This is a genomic window from Pseudomonas marvdashtae, assembly GCF_014268655.2.
Taxonomy (GTDB): domain Bacteria; phylum Pseudomonadota; class Gammaproteobacteria; order Pseudomonadales; family Pseudomonadaceae; genus Aquipseudomonas; species Aquipseudomonas marvdashtae.
The window spans coordinates 452902-473610 of sequence record NZ_JABWQX020000002.1 but is presented as its reverse complement, the minus strand read 5'-3'; the positions used below and the strand labels follow the sequence as shown (position 1 = coordinate 473610).

The following is a 20709-nucleotide window of genomic DNA, read 5'->3' as shown; positions in this document are numbered from 1 at the left end:
TTTATTCCTTCCGCTTAATCAGCTCGCCACGGGCCGCTTTCTGGGTTTCCGTGAGGATGCCGCGCAATATATTCATTTCCGCCCGGCTCACCGAGCTTCGTCCGTACAACCGACGCAGGCGCGCCATCAAGTGCCGAGGCTTGTCCGGGTCGAGGAACTCGATATCCACCAGGGTCTGCTCCAGGTGTTCATAGAACCGCTCCAGCTCGTCCATGGTCGCCAGTGTCTCACTGCGCGGCGACGTCGCCTCGTATTTTTCCACCTTGCTTGGCTGGCCTTCGGCTTTCAACCAGGCCATACGCACTTCATAGCTCAACACCTGCACCGCCGCCCCGAGGTTCAGCGAGCTGAATTCGGGGTCGGAGGGGATATGCACGTGAAAGTGACATCGCTGCAGCTCTTCATTGGTCAGGCCGGAATCTTCACGGCCGAACACCAGGGCGATTTCAGCGCCCTGCGCGGCTTCCTCGACCACTTTGGTGCCGCACTCGCGAGGGTCGAGCAGCGGCCAGGGTATGCGGCGATCACGGGCGCTGGTGCCGAGCACCAGGTTGCACCCTACAAGGGCATCTTCCAACGTGGCGACGACCTGGGCATTGGCCAGGACATCACCGGCGCCGGACGCCCGGGCATCGGCTTCGTGATGGGGAAACGAGCGAGGCTCGACCAGCACCAGCCGCGACAGGCCCATGTTCTTCATGGCCCGCGCAGCTCCGCCGATATTACCCGGATGGCTGGTATTGACCAGGACGACACGAATGTTCTGCAACAAGGGAGGCGCTCTCGAACACTTAAAAGGGAGCAAATCTTACCTAAGCACCTACCGTTAAGCTATGAAAGCGAACACCAACCTTCTCCTGAGAAAACTTTCTGATAGAATGCGCGGCTTTCTTTAACAACCTTAGGTGACACATCCATGCAGCCCATGCTGAATATCGCGCTGCGCGCCGCCCGCAGCGCCAGTGAACTGATCTTCCGCTCCATCGAGCGCCTGGATACCATCAAGGTCGATGAAAAAGACGCCAAGGACTACGTGTCCGAGGTCGATCGCGCCGCCGAACAGAAGATCGTCGACGCCCTGCGCAAGGCTTACCCCAACCACTCCATCCTCGGTGAAGAGACCGGCATGCACGCCGGCACTGGCATCGAAGGCGAAGAGTACCTGTGGATCATCGATCCGCTGGACGGCACCACCAACTTCCTGCGCGGCATCCCTCACTTCGCGGTCAGCATTGCCTGCAAATACCGTGGTCGCCTGGAACACGCCGTCGTGCTGGACCCGGTTCGCCAAGAAGAATTCACCGCCAGCCGTGGTCGCGGCGCCCAACTGAACGGTCGTCGCCTACGCGTCAGCGGCCGCACCAGCCTGGACGGCGCCCTGCTGGGTACCGGCTTCCCGTTCCGTGACGACCAGATGGACAACCTGGACAACTACCTGGGCATGTTCCGCGCCCTGGTCGGCCAGACCGCCGGCATCCGCCGCGCCGGTGCCGCGAGCCTGGACCTGGCTTACGTCGCTGCCGGTCGTTTCGATGCGTTCTGGGAGTCAGGCCTGTCCGAGTGGGACATGGCGGCAGGCGCCCTGCTGATCCAGGAAGCCGGCGGTTTGGTGAGCGACTTCACCGGCGGCCACGACTTCCTGGAAAAAGGCCACATCGTTGCCGGCAACACCAAATGCTTCAAGGCCGTGCTGACGGCGATCCAGCCGCACTTGCCGGCTTCGTTGAAGCGTTAAACAACTCGGCTACAAAAAAAGCACCTTTCGGGGTGCTTTTTTTATGCCTGTGCAAACCAATGAGTACCCCCCCCGTGGCGAGGGTTTACACGCTGAAATTAACGCAGGTTGAACCACCGCTTTCGCGAGCGGGCTCGCACACAGGGGATTTGAGCGGGGCATAAAACGCGGGCGTAAAAAAGCACCCCGAAGGGTGCTTCTTGTACATCTTCCAATTACTGGGCCGGTTCGTTCTGACCGAGGATCAGCTGGCCTTCCTTGCTGACTGGGATCTGGTTGCCCGGGTCGCGGTCCATGCGGACTTTGCCTTCCTTGCCATCGAGCATGTAGCGAACGTCGTAGCCCACAACCTTGTCGCTGATGTCATTGACCGTGTTGCAGCGAGTTTGGGTGGTGGTGTAGGTGTCGCGTTCCTGCATGCCTTCTTGAATCTTGTTACCGGCATAACCGCCGCCGGCCGCACCCGCCACGGTGGCGATTTTCTTGCCGTTGCCGCCGCCGATCTGGTTGCCTAACAGGCCACCGGCTACGGCACCCAGCACGGTACCGGCGATCTGGTGTTGATCCTGAACCGGCTTCTGCCGGGTCACCGTGACGTCCTTGCACACTTCACGCGGGGTCTTGATTTGGGTCTTGACCGGCTCCACGGCCAGTACTTGCGCATACTCGGGGCCACTCTTTACCAAGCTGTAGGTCGCGACCGCACCACCGGCAGTCACACCGACAGCACCCAATACCGCACCAACCAGCATCGATTTGTTCACTTGAACCTCCAGGGCCATCACATGCGGATTAATCCGCGCTTCTCCCAGCCTTGGAGCACAAAAAAAGGCGCGAGTTCAACTCGCGCCTTTTCAGCGGTGACGGACGGAAAACCGAGCCTTACGGGCGGTCGTCCACCTCAGTCTCAGTGGCCGCTGGAGGAATCAGATCCTCGGAGCTCAGGTTCAGCCAGATCAGCACCACGTTGGCGATGTAGATCGACGAGTAAGTACCCGCCATCACACCGATGAACAGCGCGATGGAGAAGCCGAACAGGTTGTCGCCGCCAAAGAACAACAGCGCGGCAATTGCCAGCAAGGTCGAGATCGACGTTGCCATGGTCCGCAGCAGGGTCTGGGTAGTCGAGATGTTGATGTTCTCGATCAGCGAGGCCTTGCGCAGCACACGGAAGTTTTCACGCACCCGGTCGAACACCACGATGGTGTCGTTGAGCGAGTAACCGATGATCGCCAACACCGCCGCCAGCACCGTCAGGTCGAAGGTGATCTGGAAGAACGACAGGATGCCCACGGTCACGATCACGTCGTGGATCAGCGAGACAATCGCGCCCACCGCGAATTTCCACTGGAAGCGGAAAGCCAGGTAGAGCATCACGCCGCCCAGCGCCAGCAGCATGCCGATGCCGCCCTGGTCGCGCAGCTCTTCACCCACCTGTGGGCCGACGAACTCGACGCGCTTGACCTGGGCCGGGTTGTCGCCGCCGGCCTTCTGCAAAGCTTCGGCTACCTGGTGACCCAATTGCGGGTCTTCACCTGGCATCCGCACCAACAGATCAGTCGTTGCACCAAAGCTCTGCACGATGGCATCGCTGTAGCCGGAGGACGCCAGTTGCTCACGCACCTTGGTGACGTCGGCCGGACGCTCGTAGGTCAGCTCGATGAGCGTACCGCCGGTGAAGTCCAGGCCGTAGTTCAGGCCCTTGGTGGCCCAGCTGAACAGGGCCAGGACGGTAAGGAACAATGTGACGCCGAACGCAATGTTGCGAACGCCCATGAAGTTGATTGTACGTAACATGGCAGCCCCTTAAATCCACAACTTCTTGACGTCACGGCCACCATAAATCAGGTTGACCATTGCACGGGTCACCAGAATGGCTGTGAACATCGAGGTAAAGATCCCGAGGGACATGGTCACTGCGAAGCCCTTGACCGGGCCGGTGCCCATGGCAAAGAGAATCCCGCCGACCAGCAACGTGGTCAGGTTGGAGTCGATAATCGCAGTAAATGCGCGGCCGAAGCCTTCGTTGATTGCCCGTTGGATCGACATGCCCGCGGCGATCTCTTCACGTATCCGCGAGAAAATCAGCACGTTGGCGTCCACCGCCATACCCATGGTCAAGACGATACCGGCGATACCCGGCAGGGTCAGCGTGGCGCCCAGCAAGGACATCAAGGCCAGCAGCAGCACCATGTTAACCGCCAGCGCAACCGTGGCGATCAGGCCAAAGAAGCGGTAGATGGCAATGATGAACAGCGACACGAACAGCATGCCCCACAGCGACGCATCGACACCCTTGGTGATGTTGTCGGCACCCAGGCTCGGGCCAATGGTGCGCTCTTCAGCGAAGTACATCGGCGCGGCCAGGCCGCCAGCACGCAACAGCAAGGCCAGTTCCGAGGATTCACCCTGGCCGGTCAGGCCGGTGATGCGGAACTGGCTGCCCAGTGGCGACTGGATGGTCGCCAGGCTGATGATCTTCTTCTCTTCCTTGAAGGTCTGGACCGGTACGTCCTTCTCAACACCGTTGACCACTTGCTTGGTGTAAGTGGTGGTCGGCTTCTGCTCGATGAAGATCACCGCCATGCTGCGACCGACGTTGCTGCGCGTGGCGCGGCTCATCAGTTCGCCGCCGTGGCCGTCCAGGCGAATGTTCACCTGTGGGCGACCCTGCTCGTCGAAGCCCGCCTGGGCGTCGGTCACCTGGTCACCGGTGATGATCAGGCCACGCTCGATCTGCGCCGCCGGACGACCGCCTTCACGGAACTCGAAGCTCTCGGAAGTGGCCTTGGACGCACCCGGCTCAGCGGCCAGGCGGAATTCCAGGTTGGCGGTCTTGCCGAGGATGCGCTTGGCTTCGGCAGTGTCCTGCACGCCCGGCAGCTCAACCACGATGCGGTTGGCGCCCTGGCGCTGCACGATTGGCTCGGCCACACCCAGCTCGTTGACGCGGTTACGCACCGTGGTCAAGTTCTGCTTGATGGAGTATTCGCGGATTTCCGCCAGCTTGGCCGGGGTCATCGCCAGACGCAGCACCGCCTGACCATTGAGGTCGGCCGGCACGATGTCGAAATCGTTGAAGTTCTTGCGAATCAGCGCACGGGCCTGTTCGCGGGCATCTTCATCGCTGAAGCCCAGCTGAATGGCACCTTCGAACTGCGGCAGGCTGCGATAGCGCAGGCGCTCTTTACGCAGCAGGCTCTTGACGTCGCCTTCATAGACTTTCAGGCGCGCGTCGAGGGCTTTTTCCATGTCCACTTCCAGCAGGAAGTGCACACCACCGGACAAGTCCAGACCCAGCTTCATCGGGTGCGCGCCAAGATTGCGCAGCCACTGCGGGGTGGTCTGGGCCAGGTTCAGGGCAACCACGTAATCATCGCCCAAGGCCTTGCGAACGACGTCCTTGGCTGGCAGTTGGTCTTCCGACTTGACCAGGCGTAACAGGCCGCCCTTGCCGTTTTCGGCGATGGACGCAGCCTTCACATCGATATTGGACGCCTTGAGCGCTGCGCTCGCGCGGTCCAGATCGGCCTGGGTGACCTGCAACGCCGTGCTGGCGCCGCTGACCTGGATGGCCGGGTCATCCGGGTATAGATTCGGAGCGGAATAAATCACACCGACCGCCAGCACCGCCAGGATCAGTACGTATTTCCACAGAGGGTATTTGTTCAGCATCACGCCGCCCGCTTATGACGCGGGGCGCCTTGCGCGCCCCGTCGATTGAAGAGAAGTTGTTACTTAGATCGCTTTCAGCGTGCCTTTTGGCAGCGTGGCCGCGATGGCGCCCTTCTGGAACTTCATTTCAACAGTGTCCGACACTTCCAATACAACGAAGTCATCAGCCACTTTGGTGATCTTGCCAGCGATGCCGCCGGTGGTGACCACTTCATCGCCTTTTTGCAAGCTGCCGAGCAGGTTCTTCTGCTCTTTGGCGCGCTTGGCCTGTGGACGCCAGATCATCAGGTAGAAGATGACCAGGAAACCGACCAGGAAAATCCACTCGAAACCACCGCCCATAGGCCCGGCAGCAGCAGGTGCAGCCGCGTCAGCCATGGCATTAGAGATAAAAAAGCTCATTTAGCACTCCAGTTGCAAGTATTGAATCTAGGGATCGGAAAACTCAGTCCAAAGGCGGAACAGGCAACCCGCGCTTGGCATAGAAGGCCTCGACAAAGGCGGCCAATGTACCCTGTTGGATAGCCTCGCGCAAACCAGCCATAAGCACCTGATAATGGCGCAAATTGTGGATGGTATTGAGCATGCTGCCGAGCATTTCGCCGCACTTGTCCAAATGATGCAGATAAGCGCGGGAAAAGTTCTGGCAGGTGTAGCAATCGCACGTCGGATCGAGCGGCGAATCATCATGGCGATGGAACGCGTTACGGATCTTCAGCACACCAGTGTCGATGAACAGATGCCCATTGCGGGCATTACGGGTTGGCATCACGCAATCGAACATGTCCACCCCGCGGCGCACACCCTCAACCAGATCTTCCGGTTTGCCAACGCCCATAAGGTAACGAGGTTTGTCAGCCGGCATCAGGCCCGGCAGGTAATCGAGCACCTTGATCATTTCGTGCTTCGGTTCGCCCACCGACAGACCGCCAATCGCCAGGCCATCGAAGCCAATCTTGTCCAGGCCGTCGAGCGAGCGCTTGCGCAAATCCTCGTGCATGCCGCCCTGGACGATGCCGAACAGCGCCGCGGTGTTTTCGCCATGGGCGTTCTTCGAGCGCTGGGCCCAGCGCAACGACAGCTCCATGGACACCCGCGCCACGTCTTCATCGGCCGGGTACGGCGTGCATTCGTCGAAGATCATCACGATGTCCGAGCCCAGGTCGCGCTGCACCTGCATCGACTCTTCCGGCCCCATGAACACCTTGGAACCGTCCACCGGAGAAGCGAAGGTCACGCCCTCCTCCTTGATCTTGCGCATCGCGCCCAGGCTGAATACCTGGAAGCCGCCGGAGTCGGTCAGGATCGGGCCTTTCCACTGCATGAAATCGTGCAGGTCGCCGTGGGCCTTGATCACTTCCATGCCCGGGCGCAGCCACAGGTGGAAGGTATTGCCCAGGATGATCTCCGCGCCCGTGGCGACGATGTCACGCGGCAGCATGCCCTTGACCGTGCCATAGGTGCCCACCGGCATGAACGCCGGGGTTTCCACGGTACCGCGGGGGAAGGTCAGGCGACCGCGACGAGCCTTGCCATCGGTGGCGAGCAACTCGAAGGACATGCGACAGGTGCGACTCATACTGTTTCCTCGGGTCCGCGTGGCGCGGGGTTACGGGTGATGAACATCGCATCACCGTAGCTGAAAAAGCGGTATCCATGCTCGACGGCGGCCTTGTAGGCGGCCATGGCTTCGGGATAACCGGCGAACGCCGAAACCAGCATCAACAGTGTGGATTCGGGCAAATGAAAGTTGGTGACCAAGGCATCGACCACATGAAACGGCCGGCCCGGGTAGATAAAGATGTCGGTGTCGCCACTGAACGGCTTGAGCACGCCATCGCGCGCGGCGCTTTCCAGGGAGCGCACGCTGGTGGTCCCCACCGCCACCACCCGCCCGCCGCGCGCGCGACAGGCCGCCACGGCATCGACCACATCCTGGCTGACTTCCAGCCATTCGTTGTGCATGTGGTGATCTTCGATGCGCTCCACGCGCACCGGCTGGAACGTCCCGGCGCCGACGTGCAGCGTCACGAACGCCGTCTCCACGCCCTTGGCGGCAATCGCCTCCAGCAACGGCTGATCAAAATGCAGCCCCGCCGTCGGCGCCGCCACCGCCCCCAGGCGCTCGGCGTAAACGGTCTGATAACGCTCGCGGTCCGAACCTTCGTCCGGGCGGTCTATATAAGGAGGCAACGGCATGTGCCCGACACGGTCGAGCAGCGGCAACACCTCTTCGGCAAACGCCAACTCGAACAACGCATCATGCCGCGCCACCATCACCGCCTCACCGCCGCCATCGATCAAGATCGACGAGCCAGGCTTGGGCGACTTGCTCGACCGCACATGGGCCAGCACGCGATGACTGTCCAGCACCCGCTCCACCAGAATTTCCAGCTTGCCGCCGGAAGCCTTCTGGCCAAACAAACGCGCCGGAATCACCCGGGTATTGTTGAACACCATCAAGTCGCCCGGGCGCAAATGCTCAAGCAAATCAGTGAATTGACGGTGAGCCATAGCCCCGCTGACCCCGTCCAGGGTCAACAGTCGACTGGCGCGACGCTCAGCCAGAGGGTGGCGAGCGATCAGCGAATCCGGGAGTTCGAAGGTAAAGTCAGCAACACGCATGATGGGGTTCGTCTAGCAGGGCCGGAAAGTCTAGCGGAATTATTAAAAATTCACCATGAAACGTGATTGACCAACGGTAGGCACCTCTCTATACTTCGCCGCCATTGAGCCCTGATGGCGGAATTGGTAGACGCGGCGGATTCAAAATCCGTTTTCGAAAGGAGTGGGAGTTCGAGTCTCCCTCGGGGCACCATCTTAAAGAAAGACCTTGAAATTCAAGGTCTTTTTTTTCGTCTGTAGGAAAGTGATCCACATCCAAGAACACCACACTCCCCGTGGCGAGGGAGCTTGCTCCCGCTTGAGCGCGTAGCGCTCACAAAAATGTCACTGCACCCACCGATGCTTCGAGTGCCCACACCCTCCCGCCCAGTCACAAAGGATTTCACCCCATGGAATTGCTACTGGAAACGGTCGCTCTCTACTCACTCAAGCTGGCTTATGAGACAGAAGGCCACAGCCCGATCCTGCGGGATGATCCGTTGATGGGCAGTTGCGACCGTGAGGTTTTTGAATTGCTGATACGGCGGGGCGATGTGGCCGGGATTCAGGGCGAAATCAGCCGATGCCTGGATTTAGCGTTGGGGGCGATTGGTGGGGTAGATACAGTGCTGGGCCGAGAGCTGAATCGTTTGGCTGCGGACTTCAGTGCAGTACAGAAGATGGACGACCTTTACGCGCCGCTCATCGCGCTTAACAGCTACGTGAAAGATATTCTATAAACCCCAGCGCTCGTTCCCACGCTCCGCGTGGTAACGCATCCCGCGACGCTCCGCGTTGCAGACCTAACAGGCGAAACACTCTCCTACGCAGGCAATCCATGGACGACATCATCGCAGCGATAGGCAGTTGGCTAACCGAAACCCATGAAACAAAACGGCGGATGATGAGCAACCTGGAAATGCTCTTCTGGATCGCCGTCGCGATTGGCGGCGCGATCGCCGCTAAAGATTACGCCGCGAAGCGTAAGGCGTTCATGAGGCGAACAGAGCAAGCCTTGCCGGAGAACGATCTCGTCGCTACGTCGTTTAGTGATGAAGAGGGTCGTGCGGTTAAATATGTTGGCATCCTGCGGCGGGTTGACGGCGGGTATACCGTTAGCCTGACTCGAGAGGCTGACGGGGAGCGCACCGAGTCGTGTAGCGAGGTGATGCCGCTGCTGGAGAACGTTGAGACTTATCTTACAAGCTGTACTTCGTTTGTTTTGTCGGACTTCAAAGGCTGAAATGAGCCACGGTTCTTGTTGGAGTCTCGAGTCTCCCTCGGAAAAAGGCCTTGCTAGGCAAGACCTTTTTTTGACCCGGGCGGGACGTAGCTCCCCCCGCCCTACCTCACCTCAACAATATCCAAAGCCCGATTCGCCAACAGCTCACTCACCTCAATCACCTGCAAAATCCCCAACGCAACCCGCCGCCGCGATCCATCCAAGTCAAACGCCAAATCACTGATCATGGCATTCGCCGAAGCCAGGTTCTCACTGAGATTCGCAAGCAAACACTCAGAATCAATCCCCGGATCAATCCGAAAAATGGAGTCGGGCTTGTCAGACGTTTCGCTCTTGGGCTTGGGTTTCAGGTAGTAATCCAACGCGCGAGTGGCCGCATCATCGATTTTCTTGTTCCGCGCAGTCTGAGCACGTGACACGTGCTCATCGGTAACGGGAGGATTCGGTGTAATTTTGACCATGGTCTTAGCTCTCTTTTGGTTGAGGCTACGACCCGCTCGCGACTAAACGATTGGGAGGCAGCTGTACGCAGGTTAGTCGACCGACGAGCTAAGGAATCGGCGCGCCCGAGGGCGCCCTGCGCACAGCCACCATCGAGTGCAGGGATGGGGGTACCTGACTGACGGGCGCTTGAGCGACTTAGCTACGGCGGGCGACTAAACCCGATCACTGATAAGCAGTGACCGAACCCAAACTACCGACGCGGCCCAAGGTGCACAAGCCGGCGGATTCTGGCGTAGTTGTAGGTAACGGCGCAAGGTGATGTGGGCTGATGGGCTGCGGTCGCCCAGCGTCTGACAGACCCGGCTGACGCTGGCCACTTCATCCGGGTATCCAATCCTCAATCAGGCTGCCCAGGCTGCTCAACGACCTGGCGATGGCCCGTCACGATGTAGGGCTTGCCCTGCGGGTCCATTTGCTCCAAGACCATCTTGTCCTTTTTCAGCTCCTTGATGCGCGCCTGCCCCGACGCCCCTGCCGGGTACATATCGCTGAGGTTGGGCATGCTGGGCCCGATCAGTTGCGCCACCGTCAAAGGCGATATGTCTTTGCCGTCAACCGTGTAGGTCTTGGGTAACGTTTTCATTTGCAGAAGCGTGAACGACAGGTTTTCGCTATCAGCGCTCCAGGTACCGGCGCCATTGGCGCTGTATTCGAGTCTGTAAGGTTTCGAAGGGTCTGTTCCAACCAGCGCGACCACGCCGCTGACGTTGTAATGGTCGTTGGCGAAGTATTCGATCATGCCCTTGAACTCGAACTGGACGCCTTCGGCATTGGGATAGCTGAACTCTTCGTTCCAACGACCAATGAAATGGCTTTTGTAGTAGTCGGCCCTCATTTCGGCCAACCAAGATGAAATGCTAGGGAACCCAGCCAGTAAGCCAACAACAGCCACTATCGCGGCCCAGCTTTTTAGTGAGTACTGTTTGAGTGTCGAGACAGCGGTCATCCATAACTCCTAGTCCGTGAGGAGGCGTGCAGCACTCCGGTTTCGTCTGAGCTGTTATTGCTTCAGGTCATCTATCAGCTTGCCTACGGCCAGGTCTGGGTTTGTTTGGGGTAAGCAATTCTCTGCAAAAGAGAGGTCTCGTTACCAAGACCTCTCTTGTGCTGACGCCGAGCGCCTCGGCTATCTTACTTCAACAATATCCAAAGCCCGATTCGCCAACAGTTCACTCACTTCGATCACCTGCAAAATCCCCAACGCAACTTGCCTTCGCGAGCCATCCAGATCGAATGCCAAATCACTGATCATGGCATTCGCCGAAGCCAGGTTCTCACTGAGGTTCGCAAGCAAACATTCAGAATCCACACCCGGATCAATCCGGAAAATGGAGTCGGTCTTGTCTGACTTTTCGTCCTTAGGCTTGGGCTTCAAATAAAAATCCAACGCCCGCGTGGCAGCGTCGTCGATTTTCTTGTTGCGGGCAGACTGAGCACGGGAGACGTGTTCGTCGGTAACGGGAGGGTTCGGTGTAATTTTGACCATGGTCTTAACTCTCTGTTGAGGCCACGACCCGTTCGCTGCTAAACGAATTGGGAGGCAGCTGTACGCAGGTTAGCAGACCGACGAGTTAAGAAATCGGCGCGCCCGAGGGCGCCCTGCGCACAGCCACCATCAAGTGCAGGGATGGGGATTCCTGACTGATGACGCGTTGTGCGACTTAACTCGGCGAGCTGCTAAACCCGATCACTGATGAGCAGCGACAGGACCCAAACTACCGACGTAACCAAAGGCGCACAAGCCGGCGGATTCTGGCGTAGTTGTAGGCAAAGGCGCAAGGCGACGTGGGCTGGCGAGGCTTTGTGCCGGTGTCTGTCGGGCTTTGCTTACAGGGCTTCATTTGGCTGGGGTGAGCGGTAGGCCGATGGATGAAGAGGGGCTGCTGCGCAGCCCAGCGGGAGCAAGCTCCCTCGCCACGGGGTTCAGTGTTTACTCAACTGAGCAGCGTAGTAATAAATGGATCTGGTCCCCTTTTGGACAGTGTCTGTCGGGCTTTACTGACAGGGCTTCATTTGGCTGGCGTGAGCGGTTGCCCGATGGATGAAGAGGGGCTGCTGCGCAGCCCAGCGGGAGCAAGCTCCCTCGCCACGGGGTTCGGTGTCTACTTGGTAGCAGCGTGGCGATCAGAGGAGCTAGGGGTTCTCGCTCTTCTGTGCCGATTGCGCGCTGTGCACCACCGCCAACAACTGCGCCTGAACATCACCCACCGAGCGTGTTGAGTGAGGCCGCCATGTTGATTGACTCCGTTTCGTGCAGCTAACTCTCCGTGCCTGTCTGACCAGCAACCGCCGCCAAAACCAATACCTCAGCCGGATAATGGCACTAAGGCATCAGTCTCGGTATCCTGCCTTCACTTCAATCTGATCGATCAAGGACGAATCACAATGAAAGTTCCCGAGCTGTTTGATCTTGAGGCGCATGGCGCAGGCTGGTACCCCTGGGCAGAAATCAGCAGTTGCTTCTGGCCCGGGGTCGGCAAGAAATCCACTGGCGTGGACCCCGTTCTCGCACAGATGGTTGCTGCGAAGGGCGTCTACTGCATTGCCTGGAGAGCGACCGGGAAGGCTTCTCCTGACAATCCAACCGTCCAATACATTGGGCAAACGAGCAGTTTCAAGTTTCGCATGGGGCAATTTGCCTGGTCCGCAGGGCTTTGGGGAGCCCGGGCTCGTGGCCATTCGGCTGGCTGGCGCTGGCATGAACAAAAGGAAGACCAATTGTCCGTCGCGTTCTTTCCGCTGCGCAATTCAAACATCCCCAAACATATGCTGAATGGCTATCTACATTGGTACGAGGCACTGGCCCTTGAAGCCCATCATCAGCGATGCAGTGCGTTGCCGTTCGTGAACGTTCCCCAAAATGGCATTGTTGTATTGGACTAATGAAACGTCGCGCGCAGCAACTCCCTTAGCCCCCATCAACCCGCTTTTCCAAACAACCGCCCAGCAATCTGCCGACCACGCTCCAATCCTTCTTCGGTCAACCAGATCGATTTGTTCCGGTTCACCGGATCGCTGATGAGGCCTTGTTCATGCAATCGGCTCATGACCTCGAAATCGAAACCTTTCCAGGCATGACCGCCGTCGGAACTGAAGGCTGCCAACAAGGCAAGCACGGCTTCTTCTATTAATCTGTCGTCGTACTCCATGGTCGTTGCTCCGCTCATGTTTGGACGGGCGCCAACTTAGGTATTGCGCCCCTGAACTTCTCTCGGGTCAAAGATAAGCACAGAGTCTAGCAATGTGTTGCTCTGCAGCGATGACGAAGGCTTAGCCTCATCAGGCTATTTGAGACCTCTTTCGGCCCTCAGCTGTTGTCGCTCTCTTGCCCTTATGCTCAAACTCCCATCCTTTACAAGCCAGGGCGACATGCTTGGGAATCAGCGAGGTACCGCTGCTATAGGCGGTGATGGTCCGCCGGGTGAAACCCAGTTCCTGGGCGGCAGTCGTCAGCGAGAGCTTGTTGGTCGCCATCCAGCGTTTGAATGCCTGGGTTGGCATCACCTCGCCGGCTTGCTCCAGCGCCAACCGATGCACAGTGACGGCCGCCAGTTCCAAGTCATCACCCCAGCTCACATCGAAACCCCATTCGCCGACCTGAGCAGTGCCGAACAACGACAGATCCTCCAAGGGCTTTAGCACTGGGTATTGTCGGATTTGCTCGCGCAGGTCAACGTCGTAGTGTTTGCCATTGGCAAACTCCACTTGCAAAGCATGTTTGCCTGGGACGGCCTTCACGCTGTTGATTCTGGCTTTGCTGATCATGGGTCAGTGCCTCCGGTTTTGTTCGTTCCAAATACGCTGAAGTTCAGCCTTGTGGCTTGTCGCCCACGCCAAGGCGGCCTTTAAAGCTTTAGGGTTGGCTCCTTTGCCAAGTACCTGGAGCCCATCGATTTCCACCAGCGATTCACCGTCAGGCGTTTGCACATGAAAATGCGGCGGAGCGTGATCGTCCGGGTAGATTTTTATTTTCCAGTTACGGTCGCTGTGTACGGTAGCCATGCCAGGCATGCTAGGGAATTTTTTTCTCTACCGCAAGGACGCAGGACTTCCGTCCGCCCGCCGGCGGATACAATCCGCCGAAAATATCTTTGCAATGTCCCCTCCCGCAAAGCCCCTATCCGCTCCAGCAAACTCCCCCACTGCCCCCCGCCTCGATAATCCACTCTTCACCAACCCCTACCGCTGCAACCCGAGCACCGTGTACCTCCCATGAACCTACGCACCTTCATTCGCAGCTACTGCCTCAACGCCAGGCTTGCCACGAATGCGCTCATCCGTCTGCACAAGTCGCTCTCGTCCCTCGCCGCCTATCTGGCCCAGCAAGGTTTCGATTCCAAGGTATGGCCGGCGACCCGTGACGAAAGCGCGCTGGACCGGCACTTCAACACCCTCTGCCCAGAGCTGGCCGCCAGCGTGTTCAGCCACGCCCGTGAAGGCATCATCCTGGTCGACCCGTTCGGCCGGGTCATCGCCGTGAACGAGGCCTTCACGCGCCTCACCGGTTACGGGCAGGACGAGGTGCTGGGCCGTGATTTGAATTCCCATCGCATGCTGCGGCGGCTCGCGGCGTTTTATGCGCCAGTGAAGAATGCGTTGGATTTCCACGGGCATTGGTCCGGCGAGGTCCAAAGCAGCCACAAGGATGGCCGGGAGATGACGTCGCGGATCAGCATCAGTGCGGTGCATGACCGGCACGGCAATGTTCGGCATTACGTGGCGCTGCTCGGCGACATGACGCAGATGAAGCAGCGCTTGCAGTTGCTGGAGCGGGATGCGCGGTATGACGCGCTCACGCAGTTGCCCAATCGCTTGTTGTTGGCCGAGCGCATGCGCCAGGCGTTGGGCAAGGCGCGCCTGCATCAGCAGAAGGTGGCGATTGCGTTTATTGATCTGGATGGGTTCAAGGCGCTCAACGACAGTTATGGGCATGACTGGGGGGATCGGGTGTTGCAGATTGTCGCGGCGCGGATCAATGCGACGTTGCGCGAGGGCGATACGTTGGCGCGGCTCGGCGGCGATGAGTTTGTCGCGGGGCTGGTGGGGTTGCAGGAAGTGGGAGACTGCGAGCCTTTGCTCAAGCGGATGCTGGCGGCGGCCAATGCGCCGATTTTGATCGGGGCGCAGACGGTGGAGATTGCGGCGAGTATCGGGGTAGCGTTTTATCCGGAGCATGGGCTGGAGGTCGATGGGCTGATCAGCAAGGCGGATCAGGCGATGTACCTGTCGAAGAAGGCCGGCGGTAATCGTTTGGCGTTTTGTCCGACGCGGTTTATTTCGGTCAATAGCGAAGTCTGACGGTGGTGCCGAGGGTGCGTTCGCTGCCAGTCATGACGCCGTAATCACCGGCGCCGAGCAGTGAGTACACGGCGGTGATGTACTGCCGGTCGAAGACGTTGCGCACCCAGCCTTCCACTTCCCACGAACGGTCCTGGCTGCGCAGGCCCAGGCGCAGGTTGGTGAGGCCGTAGCTGGGTTGATAGCTGCCCTCGCCGCCTTCGAGGGTGCCGTAGTAACCGGTGCGGAAGCTGTAGTCGACGCCGCTGAAGGCTTCCAATCCGTAGGGCAGCGGATGGGTATGGTCGAGGCCGCTGCTGAGGTTCCATTCCGGCGCGTTGTAGAGACGCTCGCCGCTGAGGTCGCAGGTCCATTGGCCCGAGGCCGGTGGGCACGGTGCGTTGGGGAAGCTGCGGTAGCGCGCATCGCTCCAGGCCAGGCCGAGGCGGCCGGTGAGTCGGGAAGTGAGTTGCCAGGCGGAATCGAGTTCGATGCCGCGCAGGCGGACTTTGCCGACGTTGATCAGGTTGTCGCGCAGCGGCGGCGCGAACACGGACGTGGGCGGGCTGTAGGTGAGCGCTTGGTAGTCGTCGACGTCGGTCTGGTAGACGGCGAGGTCGAGCATCGCGCGCTCGTCCCAGAAGCGCGTCTTCATGCCCAACTCCAGGGACGTGGCGCGTTCCGGCTCGAAGGTGGGCGCGGTGAACGGACCAACCACGTCGAAGTTGATGCCGCCAGCCTTGTAGCCCCGCGACCAGCTGACGTAGCCCATCACCGCATCGCTGAAGCGGTAGCTGGCGCTGGCGAGGCTGGAAACGTTGTTTTCTTTAATCGAGTCCTCGCGGTAATAACCACCGCCGAGGGCGATGTCGCGCAGCAGTTGCCCACCGGCCTGGAACACCGGGGGCAAGCCGGTCAGCGGCGCGAGGTTGCTGACGTCGCGGGAGACCCAGCCGTCCTTGCGCTCTTGGCTGTAGCGCAGGCCGCCGGTGAGTTCCAGCGAGTCAATCGGACGCCAGGAAACCTGGCTGAAAATGGCTCGGCTGTCGCCCTTCTGCTCGCCGTCATAACGTTGCTGGGCGCCATCGAGCAGCATGGAAGGCACCTGGCTCGGATTGGTGATGTTGATGCCTAGTTGCTTCAGTTGCTCCAGTTGATCGCCGACGAACCAGGACGCGGCGTCCTTGCCGAATTCGGCGTCGATCTGCCGGTCGAGTTGCTGGCGCAGGTAATAGAGCCCGGCGACGTAGTCGACGGACGAGCCGGCCGTCCCGGACAGGCGCCATTCCTGGCTGAACTGCCGGTGGCCCAGTTCGGTTTCGGAGCGGGCCACCGACAGCGCTGTGCTGTCGCCATCGCGGGCGGCGCGGTAGTCCCAGTCGCGGTAGGCGGTGATGCTGGTGAAGCGCATTGCCTCGTCGAGGTCCCAGTTCAACTCCAGTGAGACGCCGTTCTGCAGAGTTTGCGGACGGCCCGGCGCGTCGATGCGGGATTCGCGTTTGTAAGGGTCGGGCTCGGTCAGTGGATAGCCGAGGAACTTGGCGCGCTTGCGGGTTTGCTCGCTGTAGTGATTGGGCAGCAGGACGTTGCCGGCCTCGTTTTGCTCGGCGTAGTCGGCGATCAGGCGGGCGCTGAAGTCGCTGTTCGGCGTCCACAATAATTGACCGCGCAGGCCCTGGCTGTCGGCGTCGCCGAGGCGGCTGCCGTCGTGCAGGTTTTCCACGGTGCCATCGGCGGCGCTGTCGAAGACATTCAGTCGGCCGGCCAGGACGTCGTCTTGCAGCGGACCGGAAATCGTCCCGCGAAATTCGCGCAAGCCGTGCTCGCCGTAACTGGCTTCGAGGTTGGCCTCGGGCTGGAAGGTCGGCTGGCGAGTGATGATATTCAGCGCGCCCGCCGTGGTGTTTTTGCCGAACAAGGTGCCTTGCGGCCCGCGCAACACTTCGATGCGTTCGATGTCCATCAACTCGGTGAACGCCATGCCCTGGCGCGCCTGGTAAACGCCATCGACGTAGGTGCCAACGCTGCCTTCCAGGCCATCGTTGTAGGCCGTCGCGCCGAAACCGCGCAGGCCGAAGCCAGCGAAGCGGGCGTCGTGACCGGAGACTATCAAACCGGGCACGCGTTGCTGGATGTCTTTAAGCGTGTGCAGGCCGGCCTCGTCCAGTTGATCGCCGTAGAGGACGTTGATCGGGATCGGTACGTTTTGCGGGTCCTCCTCGCGGCGGCGGGCGGTGACGGTGGTTTCGTCGAGTGTGAGCGCGCTGGGCGCTTCTTGTCCGGCATTTACCGATGCCCAAGGCAATGCCGCGAGACTGCCGAGCAGAAGCAGCCGATAACCTGAACCCGGCATGCTAGAACTCCCGAGCCATCGCGCGACGCACCGTTTCCGGGCAAGCCAGTGTCTTGACGCAGGCCAGCAGTTCGCGGCTGTCTGCGGGCTTGAGCAAGACCGCGTCGAAGGCCAGGTCCTCTGGATAATCCTCCGGTCTGCGCGGCGGCACTGCGGAATAAAGCATCACCGGCAGATCGCGCCCACTGTCGCGCACGTGGCGCAGCAGTTCCCAGCCGTCCATGCCGGGCATCATCTGGTCGCTGATCAGCAGGTCGATTGATTGTCCGGCCAGGCAGGCCAAGGCGTCTTCGCCGGTCGCCGCCATGCTCACGTCGAAACCGTAACCGGCCAGCAAGTCATAGAGCCATTCGCTGTTTTGTTCGATGTCGTCCACCAGCAGGACATGCTTGCCCTGCCCGTCGAGCGGCGTGGCGTTGTTGTCGACGATGCCGATTTCGAGGTCGTGTTCTTGGGCGCATTTCAATGGCAGGCGAAAACTGAAGTGGCTGCCCTGCTCCGTGGCTTGGGGTTCGAGGCGGCTGTCCATGCGTTCCAGCAGTTGCGTGACGATGGACAGGCCCAGCCCGCTGCCTTCGTAACGCTGGGCATTGCGGCCGCGGCGGAACGGTTGCAGCAGTTGTTCGAACTCTTGTGGATCAATGCCGATGCCGCTGTCGATCACGCTGAAGCGCAGTTCCACGGTGTCTGCGGTCGCTCCCGGAGTAGCACTCACTTCGAAACGGATCTGGCCGTTGCGGGTGAATTTTGCTGCGTTCGCCAGAAGGTTCATGAGGATCTGCCGAAGGCGTTTGAAGTCGGCTTCTACGAGTGGCGGCAAGTCCTCCGCCAGCACCGCCTCGAAGGTATTGCCCTGGCGCGCGGCGAGAAAGCCCGCTTCGCCGGCGATTTCTTCGAGGAAGCCGTACAGGTAGCCCGGCGCGAGAGCCAGTTGCATCTGCTCCAACTCGCCACGGGAAAACTCGAGCATCTCGTCGATCAGCTCCAGTTGCTGGCGGGCATTGCGCTCGATGGTGGCTTGGTAATCGCGGTTGGGCCCGGCGTGCAGCAGGCGCGCGTAGTCGATGATGCGCACCAGCGGTGAGCGCAGGTCGTGGCTGATCCGCGCCATCAACGCGCTGCGGGCCGCGAGGGATTCGCGCAACTGCGATGTGCGCAGCGCCACGGTGCTTTCCAGGCGTTCGTGCTCGGCTTGGCGTTGTTGTTCGAGGCTGGACAGCGCTTGTTTTTCGCGGTTGCGGCTGCGGGCGACTTCCATGATCAAGGTGCACACCAGCAACACCACGCCCGCCAAGGTGGACGACAGGCTGTATTTCGTTTCCGGCGATTGCCAAGGCAGTTGTTCTTGCGGGAAGAAAATCCGCATCAGCAATTGCCCAACCAGCAGCCCCGGCACCAACCAGGCCATCCAGCTGTAGCTCAGTCGTCTGCGCCAGGCCATGAACAGCGTGCCGAGCAACACGCCATAGAAACTGAACAGGGACATCTGGACGATCTGCGCACCCTGGACCGAGTCGATCTTCAGCCACCAGAGCCGGCCCACGATACAGCCCAGCAGCGGCACCCAATAGCTCCAGCCAATGACTTTGGGCAGTTGAGAAACCTGCAACAGCACGCGGAAGTAGGCCAGGAACAGTACGAACGAGATTGCGCTGGCGCAGGTCAGCAGCTCGCGCGTCCAACCCAGCGCGGTGGGCCAGTAGATCAGGTAGCCGTTGAGGATGCAGGTCAGCAGGATGTAGCTGAGCACTGCGCCGGCGTTCACGCTGAGCAATCGGGAACGGAGGATCCAGCCGACGATGAAGCCGAACGGGACAACCAACAGGACGATGCCGAGGGTGAGCCCGTCGCTGAGGTAAGTCTGTTGCTGGCTGCGCAGCAGCGCCGGTTCGGACCACAGCTCCGGCTCCAGCAACATCTGAAAGTTGCTCGCCACGCGGACGAACACCGTGGCGCTCTCCCCCGCCGCCAGCGAGACCGGGAACGCCGGTTGACGCGCCGCCGGCTGGGGCCATTCAGCGATGGGATAGGCTGCTCCGGCGTGGGCGTCATGCCCCGGTTGGTAGACGCGGATGTCTTCCAGGCGCGGCGCGCCGATCACCAGCAGACGCGAACACGCCGCAGCGCTTGAGTTGGTGAGCTGCACTTTCAACCAGAACGCGGAGCGGCTATAGCCTTGGGTCGGCCAGCCTGGGGTGGCGGGGTTGAAATGGGTGTCGGGCAGTTGCGCGACGTCTTCCAGGCTCAGGTTGGCCTGGGAGTCTTCAAAAACTTGTATCGCGGGGATCAAGTCGAGGTGATCAGCCCGGCAGATATCCACAGGCGCGGCGTGCAGCAAACCTGTGGATAACAACGTTATCGTCAGTAATACAAACTGAAGAAGCCGCATCACGGGCGCCCGGCCGACTCTGCATCTGCTATGCCCAGGGTTTGCTGGCGAAACTGACTGGGCGTCATGCCGATTCGCTGGCGGAAGGCCGTGGTGAAGTTGCAGGCGTTGCGAAAACCCACCAGCTCGGCGACGTCCTGCACGCTCATGGCGCTTTCGCAGAGCAGATCCTGGCCACGTCGCAATCGGGCGTCGCGAATGTAGGCGAACACGGTCATCCCCAAGTGTTCGCGAAAAATGCCGGTGAGGCGTTTTTCATGGGTGCCGACTTTTTGCGCGAGCATGCCCAGGGACGGCATGTCGTCCAGCTGGTTTTCGATCAGTCGCATCGCCGCGCGCAGCACGATCTCATCGCCTTGCGGCTCCGGGTCGGCCGGGCTTTCATGGGTGGCCGGTGGCGCACGCCAGGTCAACTGCAGGTGGATCTTGATACGCGCCAGTACTTCTTCGGGGGCGCAGGATTTGGGGATGTAGTCCACCGCGCCCACGCTCAGCCCTTCCAACCGCTCCAAGGAGGTGTTGGCCGAAGACAGGAACAGGATCGGGGTGTGCCGGGTGGCCGGCGCCTCGCGCAATAGCCGGCACAGGCTGAAGCCGTCCATTTGCGGCATGTGCACGTCCAGGACGATGAGGTCCGGGCGCATGGCGAGGGCTCGTTGATAGCCCTGGTAGGCGTCGCTGGCCAGGGAAATGCGCCAAGACTGTGTCTTCAAAAGAATGAGCGTGGCGCGGATGTCTTCAGGTACATCGTCGATCAGCAGAATATGCGGCAACGTGTCGGACGCCACCACGCCCCCCGCCGTCGCTGCCTGCCTTTCGTATCGTCCGTTGTCCATTCGCCAGGTCTCTTGTTGGGTTTAGCCAGGTCACTGTCGCGAAATTGCCAGGCGAGGGAACAGGTATCGGGCCGGCAACAAGTCGATATAGCG

The 20709-nt window shown here is 60.2% G+C and carries 21 protein-coding genes and 1 tRNA gene; 6 read left to right on the top strand and 16 right to left on the bottom strand.

Annotated elements, in window-relative coordinates:
* Nucleotide 1 precedes the first annotated feature (1 nt).
* Entirely contained in the window at nt 2-772 is a 771-nt protein-coding gene (trmJ, locus tag HU742_RS21940; RefSeq protein ID WP_186611087.1) for a tRNA (cytosine(32)/uridine(32)-2'-O)-methyltransferase TrmJ, read from the bottom strand.
* A 144-nt stretch (nt 773-916) separates the two neighbouring features.
* Between trmJ and suhB the strand changes: the two genes are divergently transcribed.
* Nucleotides 917-1735: a type III secretion system regulator SuhB gene (suhB, locus tag HU742_RS21935; protein ID WP_003185165.1), complete on the top strand. Its 819-nt coding sequence runs from the start codon at nt 917-919 to the stop codon at nt 1733-1735.
* Nucleotides 1736-1950: 215 nt separating this feature from the next.
* Here the strand turns inward: suhB and HU742_RS21930 are convergent, their stop codons facing one another.
* From HU742_RS21930 to queA, 6 genes are all read right to left on the bottom strand, one after another.
* Nucleotides 1951-2499, bottom strand: coding sequence for a glycine zipper 2TM domain-containing protein (locus HU742_RS21930; RefSeq protein ID WP_018607449.1), 549 nt, complete (start codon nt 2497-2499; stop codon nt 1951-1953).
* Nucleotides 2500-2617: 118 nt separating this feature from the next.
* Nucleotides 2618-3532, bottom strand: coding sequence for a protein translocase subunit SecF (secF, locus tag HU742_RS21925; RefSeq protein ID WP_186634739.1), 915 nt, complete (start codon nt 3530-3532; stop codon nt 2618-2620).
* A 9-nt stretch (nt 3533-3541) separates the two neighbouring features.
* Nucleotides 3542-5410, bottom strand: coding sequence for a protein translocase subunit SecD (gene secD / locus HU742_RS21920; RefSeq protein WP_186644103.1), 1869 nt, complete (start codon nt 5408-5410; stop codon nt 3542-3544).
* A 63-nt stretch (nt 5411-5473) separates the two neighbouring features.
* Nucleotides 5474-5812, bottom strand: a complete 339-nt coding sequence (gene yajC / locus HU742_RS21915) for a preprotein translocase subunit YajC (protein ID WP_003185175.1) — start codon at nt 5810-5812, stop codon at nt 5474-5476.
* 43 nt (nt 5813-5855) lie between these two features.
* A complete protein-coding gene (gene tgt, locus HU742_RS21910) occupies nt 5856-6971 on the bottom strand; it encodes a tRNA guanosine(34) transglycosylase Tgt (RefSeq protein ID WP_186644238.1) in 1116 nt (371 codons plus the stop codon).
* Between the two features lie 14 nt (nt 6972-6985).
* Complete coding sequence (gene queA, locus HU742_RS21905; RefSeq protein WP_135843821.1) at nt 6986-8035, bottom strand: tRNA preQ1(34) S-adenosylmethionine ribosyltransferase-isomerase QueA; 1050 nt, start codon at nt 8033-8035, stop codon at nt 6986-6988.
* A gap of 108 nt (nt 8036-8143) precedes the next feature.
* On the opposite strand from queA, the gene HU742_RS21900 reads away from it, so the two are divergent.
* From HU742_RS21900 to HU742_RS21890, 3 genes are all read left to right on the top strand, one after another.
* Nucleotides 8144-8228 (top strand) — tRNA-Leu (locus tag HU742_RS21900).
* A 196-nt stretch (nt 8229-8424) separates the two neighbouring features.
* Entirely contained in the window at nt 8425-8754 is a 330-nt protein-coding gene (locus HU742_RS21895) for a hypothetical protein (RefSeq protein ID WP_186644101.1), read from the top strand.
* Between the two features lie 98 nt (nt 8755-8852).
* Nucleotides 8853-9257: a hypothetical protein gene (locus HU742_RS21890; RefSeq protein ID WP_186644099.1), complete on the top strand. Its 405-nt coding sequence runs from the start codon at nt 8853-8855 to the stop codon at nt 9255-9257.
* Between the two features lie 101 nt (nt 9258-9358).
* Here HU742_RS21890 and HU742_RS21885 read toward each other — a convergent pair whose 3' ends face one another.
* From HU742_RS21885 to HU742_RS21875, 3 genes are all read right to left on the bottom strand, one after another.
* A complete protein-coding gene (locus HU742_RS21885) occupies nt 9359-9718 on the bottom strand; it encodes a DUF6124 family protein (RefSeq protein WP_186644097.1) in 360 nt (119 codons plus the stop codon).
* 380 nt (nt 9719-10098) lie between these two features.
* On the bottom strand, nt 10099-10707 hold the full coding sequence (locus HU742_RS21880; RefSeq protein WP_186644095.1) for a hypothetical protein: 609 nt from the start codon (nt 10705-10707) through the stop codon (nt 10099-10101).
* Between the two features lie 180 nt (nt 10708-10887).
* Nucleotides 10888-11247: a DUF6124 family protein gene (locus HU742_RS21875; protein WP_186644093.1), complete on the bottom strand. Its 360-nt coding sequence runs from the start codon at nt 11245-11247 to the stop codon at nt 10888-10890.
* Between the two features lie 899 nt (nt 11248-12146).
* Between HU742_RS21875 and HU742_RS21870 the strand changes: the two genes are divergently transcribed.
* Nucleotides 12147-12644: a hypothetical protein gene (locus HU742_RS21870; protein ID WP_186644091.1), complete on the top strand. Its 498-nt coding sequence runs from the start codon at nt 12147-12149 to the stop codon at nt 12642-12644.
* 35 nt (nt 12645-12679) lie between these two features.
* Here HU742_RS21870 and HU742_RS21865 read toward each other — a convergent pair whose 3' ends face one another.
* The 3 genes from HU742_RS21865 to HU742_RS21855 form a co-directional block, all read right to left on the bottom strand.
* Nucleotides 12680-12910 carry a DUF6429 family protein gene (locus HU742_RS21865; RefSeq protein ID WP_186644089.1) on the bottom strand — a complete coding sequence of 77 codons (231 nt, stop codon included), beginning with the start codon at nt 12908-12910 and terminating at the stop codon, nt 12680-12682.
* A 130-nt stretch (nt 12911-13040) separates the two neighbouring features.
* Complete coding sequence (locus tag HU742_RS21860) at nt 13041-13526, bottom strand: DUF2442 domain-containing protein (RefSeq protein WP_186644087.1); 486 nt, start codon at nt 13524-13526, stop codon at nt 13041-13043.
* Between the two features lie 3 nt (nt 13527-13529).
* The gene (locus tag HU742_RS21855; protein ID WP_186644085.1) at nt 13530-13763 is read right to left on the bottom strand and encodes a DUF4160 domain-containing protein; all 234 of its coding nucleotides are present in this window, start codon (nt 13761-13763) and stop codon (nt 13530-13532) included.
* A gap of 210 nt (nt 13764-13973) precedes the next feature.
* Between HU742_RS21855 and HU742_RS21850 the strand changes: the two genes are divergently transcribed.
* On the top strand, nt 13974-15059 hold the full coding sequence (locus HU742_RS21850) for a sensor domain-containing diguanylate cyclase (RefSeq protein ID WP_186644083.1): 1086 nt from the start codon (nt 13974-13976) through the stop codon (nt 15057-15059).
* On the opposite strand, the gene HU742_RS21845 is transcribed toward HU742_RS21850, so the two are convergent.
* Genes HU742_RS21845 through HU742_RS21835 form a run of 3 tightly spaced genes read right to left on the bottom strand, consistent with a single transcriptional unit; the run spans nt 15043 to nt 20616 of the window.
* Entirely contained in the window at nt 15043-17391 is a 2349-nt protein-coding gene (locus HU742_RS21845; RefSeq protein WP_186644081.1) for a TonB-dependent receptor, read from the bottom strand. The two genes, HU742_RS21850 and HU742_RS21845, sit on opposite strands and share 17 nt — an antisense overlap.
* 1 nt (nt 17392) lies before the next feature.
* The gene (locus tag HU742_RS21840; protein WP_186644079.1) at nt 17393-19780 is read right to left on the bottom strand and encodes a hybrid sensor histidine kinase/response regulator; all 2388 of its coding nucleotides are present in this window, start codon (nt 19778-19780) and stop codon (nt 17393-17395) included.
* A complete protein-coding gene (locus HU742_RS21835) occupies nt 19780-20616 on the bottom strand; it encodes a response regulator transcription factor (RefSeq protein WP_186644077.1) in 837 nt (278 codons plus the stop codon). The genes HU742_RS21840 and HU742_RS21835 overlap by 1 nt, the downstream gene beginning before the upstream one ends.
* Nucleotides 20617-20709 lie beyond the last annotated feature (93 nt).

Coding starts and splice junctions, on each gene's coding strand:
- suhB (WP_003185165.1), top strand. CDS start 917: ATGCAGCCCATGCTGAATATCGCGCTGCGCGCCGCCCGCAGCGCCAGT.
- secF (WP_186634739.1), bottom strand. CDS start 3,532: ATGTTACGTACAATCAACTTCATGGGCGTTCGCAACATTGCGTTCGGC.
- secD (WP_186644103.1), bottom strand. CDS start 5,410: ATGCTGAACAAATACCCTCTGTGGAAATACGTACTGATCCTGGCGGTG.
- yajC (WP_003185175.1), bottom strand. CDS start 5,812: ATGAGCTTTTTTATCTCTAATGCCATGGCTGACGCGGCTGCACCTGCT.
- tgt (WP_186644238.1), bottom strand. CDS start 6,971: ATGTCCTTCGAGTTGCTCGCCACCGATGGCAAGGCTCGTCGCGGTCGC.
- queA (WP_135843821.1), bottom strand. CDS start 8,035: ATGCGTGTTGCTGACTTTACCTTCGAACTCCCGGATTCGCTGATCGCT.
- HU742_RS21895 (WP_186644101.1), top strand. CDS start 8,425: ATGGAATTGCTACTGGAAACGGTCGCTCTCTACTCACTCAAGCTGGCT.
- HU742_RS21890 (WP_186644099.1), top strand. CDS start 8,853: ATGGACGACATCATCGCAGCGATAGGCAGTTGGCTAACCGAAACCCAT.
- HU742_RS21885 (WP_186644097.1), bottom strand. CDS start 9,718: ATGGTCAAAATTACACCGAATCCTCCCGTTACCGATGAGCACGTGTCA.
- HU742_RS21880 (WP_186644095.1), bottom strand. CDS start 10,707: ATGACCGCTGTCTCGACACTCAAACAGTACTCACTAAAAAGCTGGGCC.
- HU742_RS21875 (WP_186644093.1), bottom strand. CDS start 11,247: ATGGTCAAAATTACACCGAACCCTCCCGTTACCGACGAACACGTCTCC.
- HU742_RS21870 (WP_186644091.1), top strand. CDS start 12,147: ATGAAAGTTCCCGAGCTGTTTGATCTTGAGGCGCATGGCGCAGGCTGG.
- HU742_RS21865 (WP_186644089.1), bottom strand. CDS start 12,910: ATGGAGTACGACGACAGATTAATAGAAGAAGCCGTGCTTGCCTTGTTG.
- HU742_RS21860 (WP_186644087.1), bottom strand. CDS start 13,526: ATGATCAGCAAAGCCAGAATCAACAGCGTGAAGGCCGTCCCAGGCAAA.
- HU742_RS21855 (WP_186644085.1), bottom strand. CDS start 13,763: ATGGCTACCGTACACAGCGACCGTAACTGGAAAATAAAAATCTACCCG.
- HU742_RS21850 (WP_186644083.1), top strand. CDS start 13,974: ATGAACCTACGCACCTTCATTCGCAGCTACTGCCTCAACGCCAGGCTT.
- HU742_RS21845 (WP_186644081.1), bottom strand. CDS start 17,391: ATGCCGGGTTCAGGTTATCGGCTGCTTCTGCTCGGCAGTCTCGCGGCA.
- HU742_RS21840 (WP_186644079.1), bottom strand. CDS start 19,780: ATGCGGCTTCTTCAGTTTGTATTACTGACGATAACGTTGTTATCCACA.
- HU742_RS21835 (WP_186644077.1), bottom strand. CDS start 20,616: ATGGACAACGGACGATACGAAAGGCAGGCAGCGACGGCGGGGGGCGTG.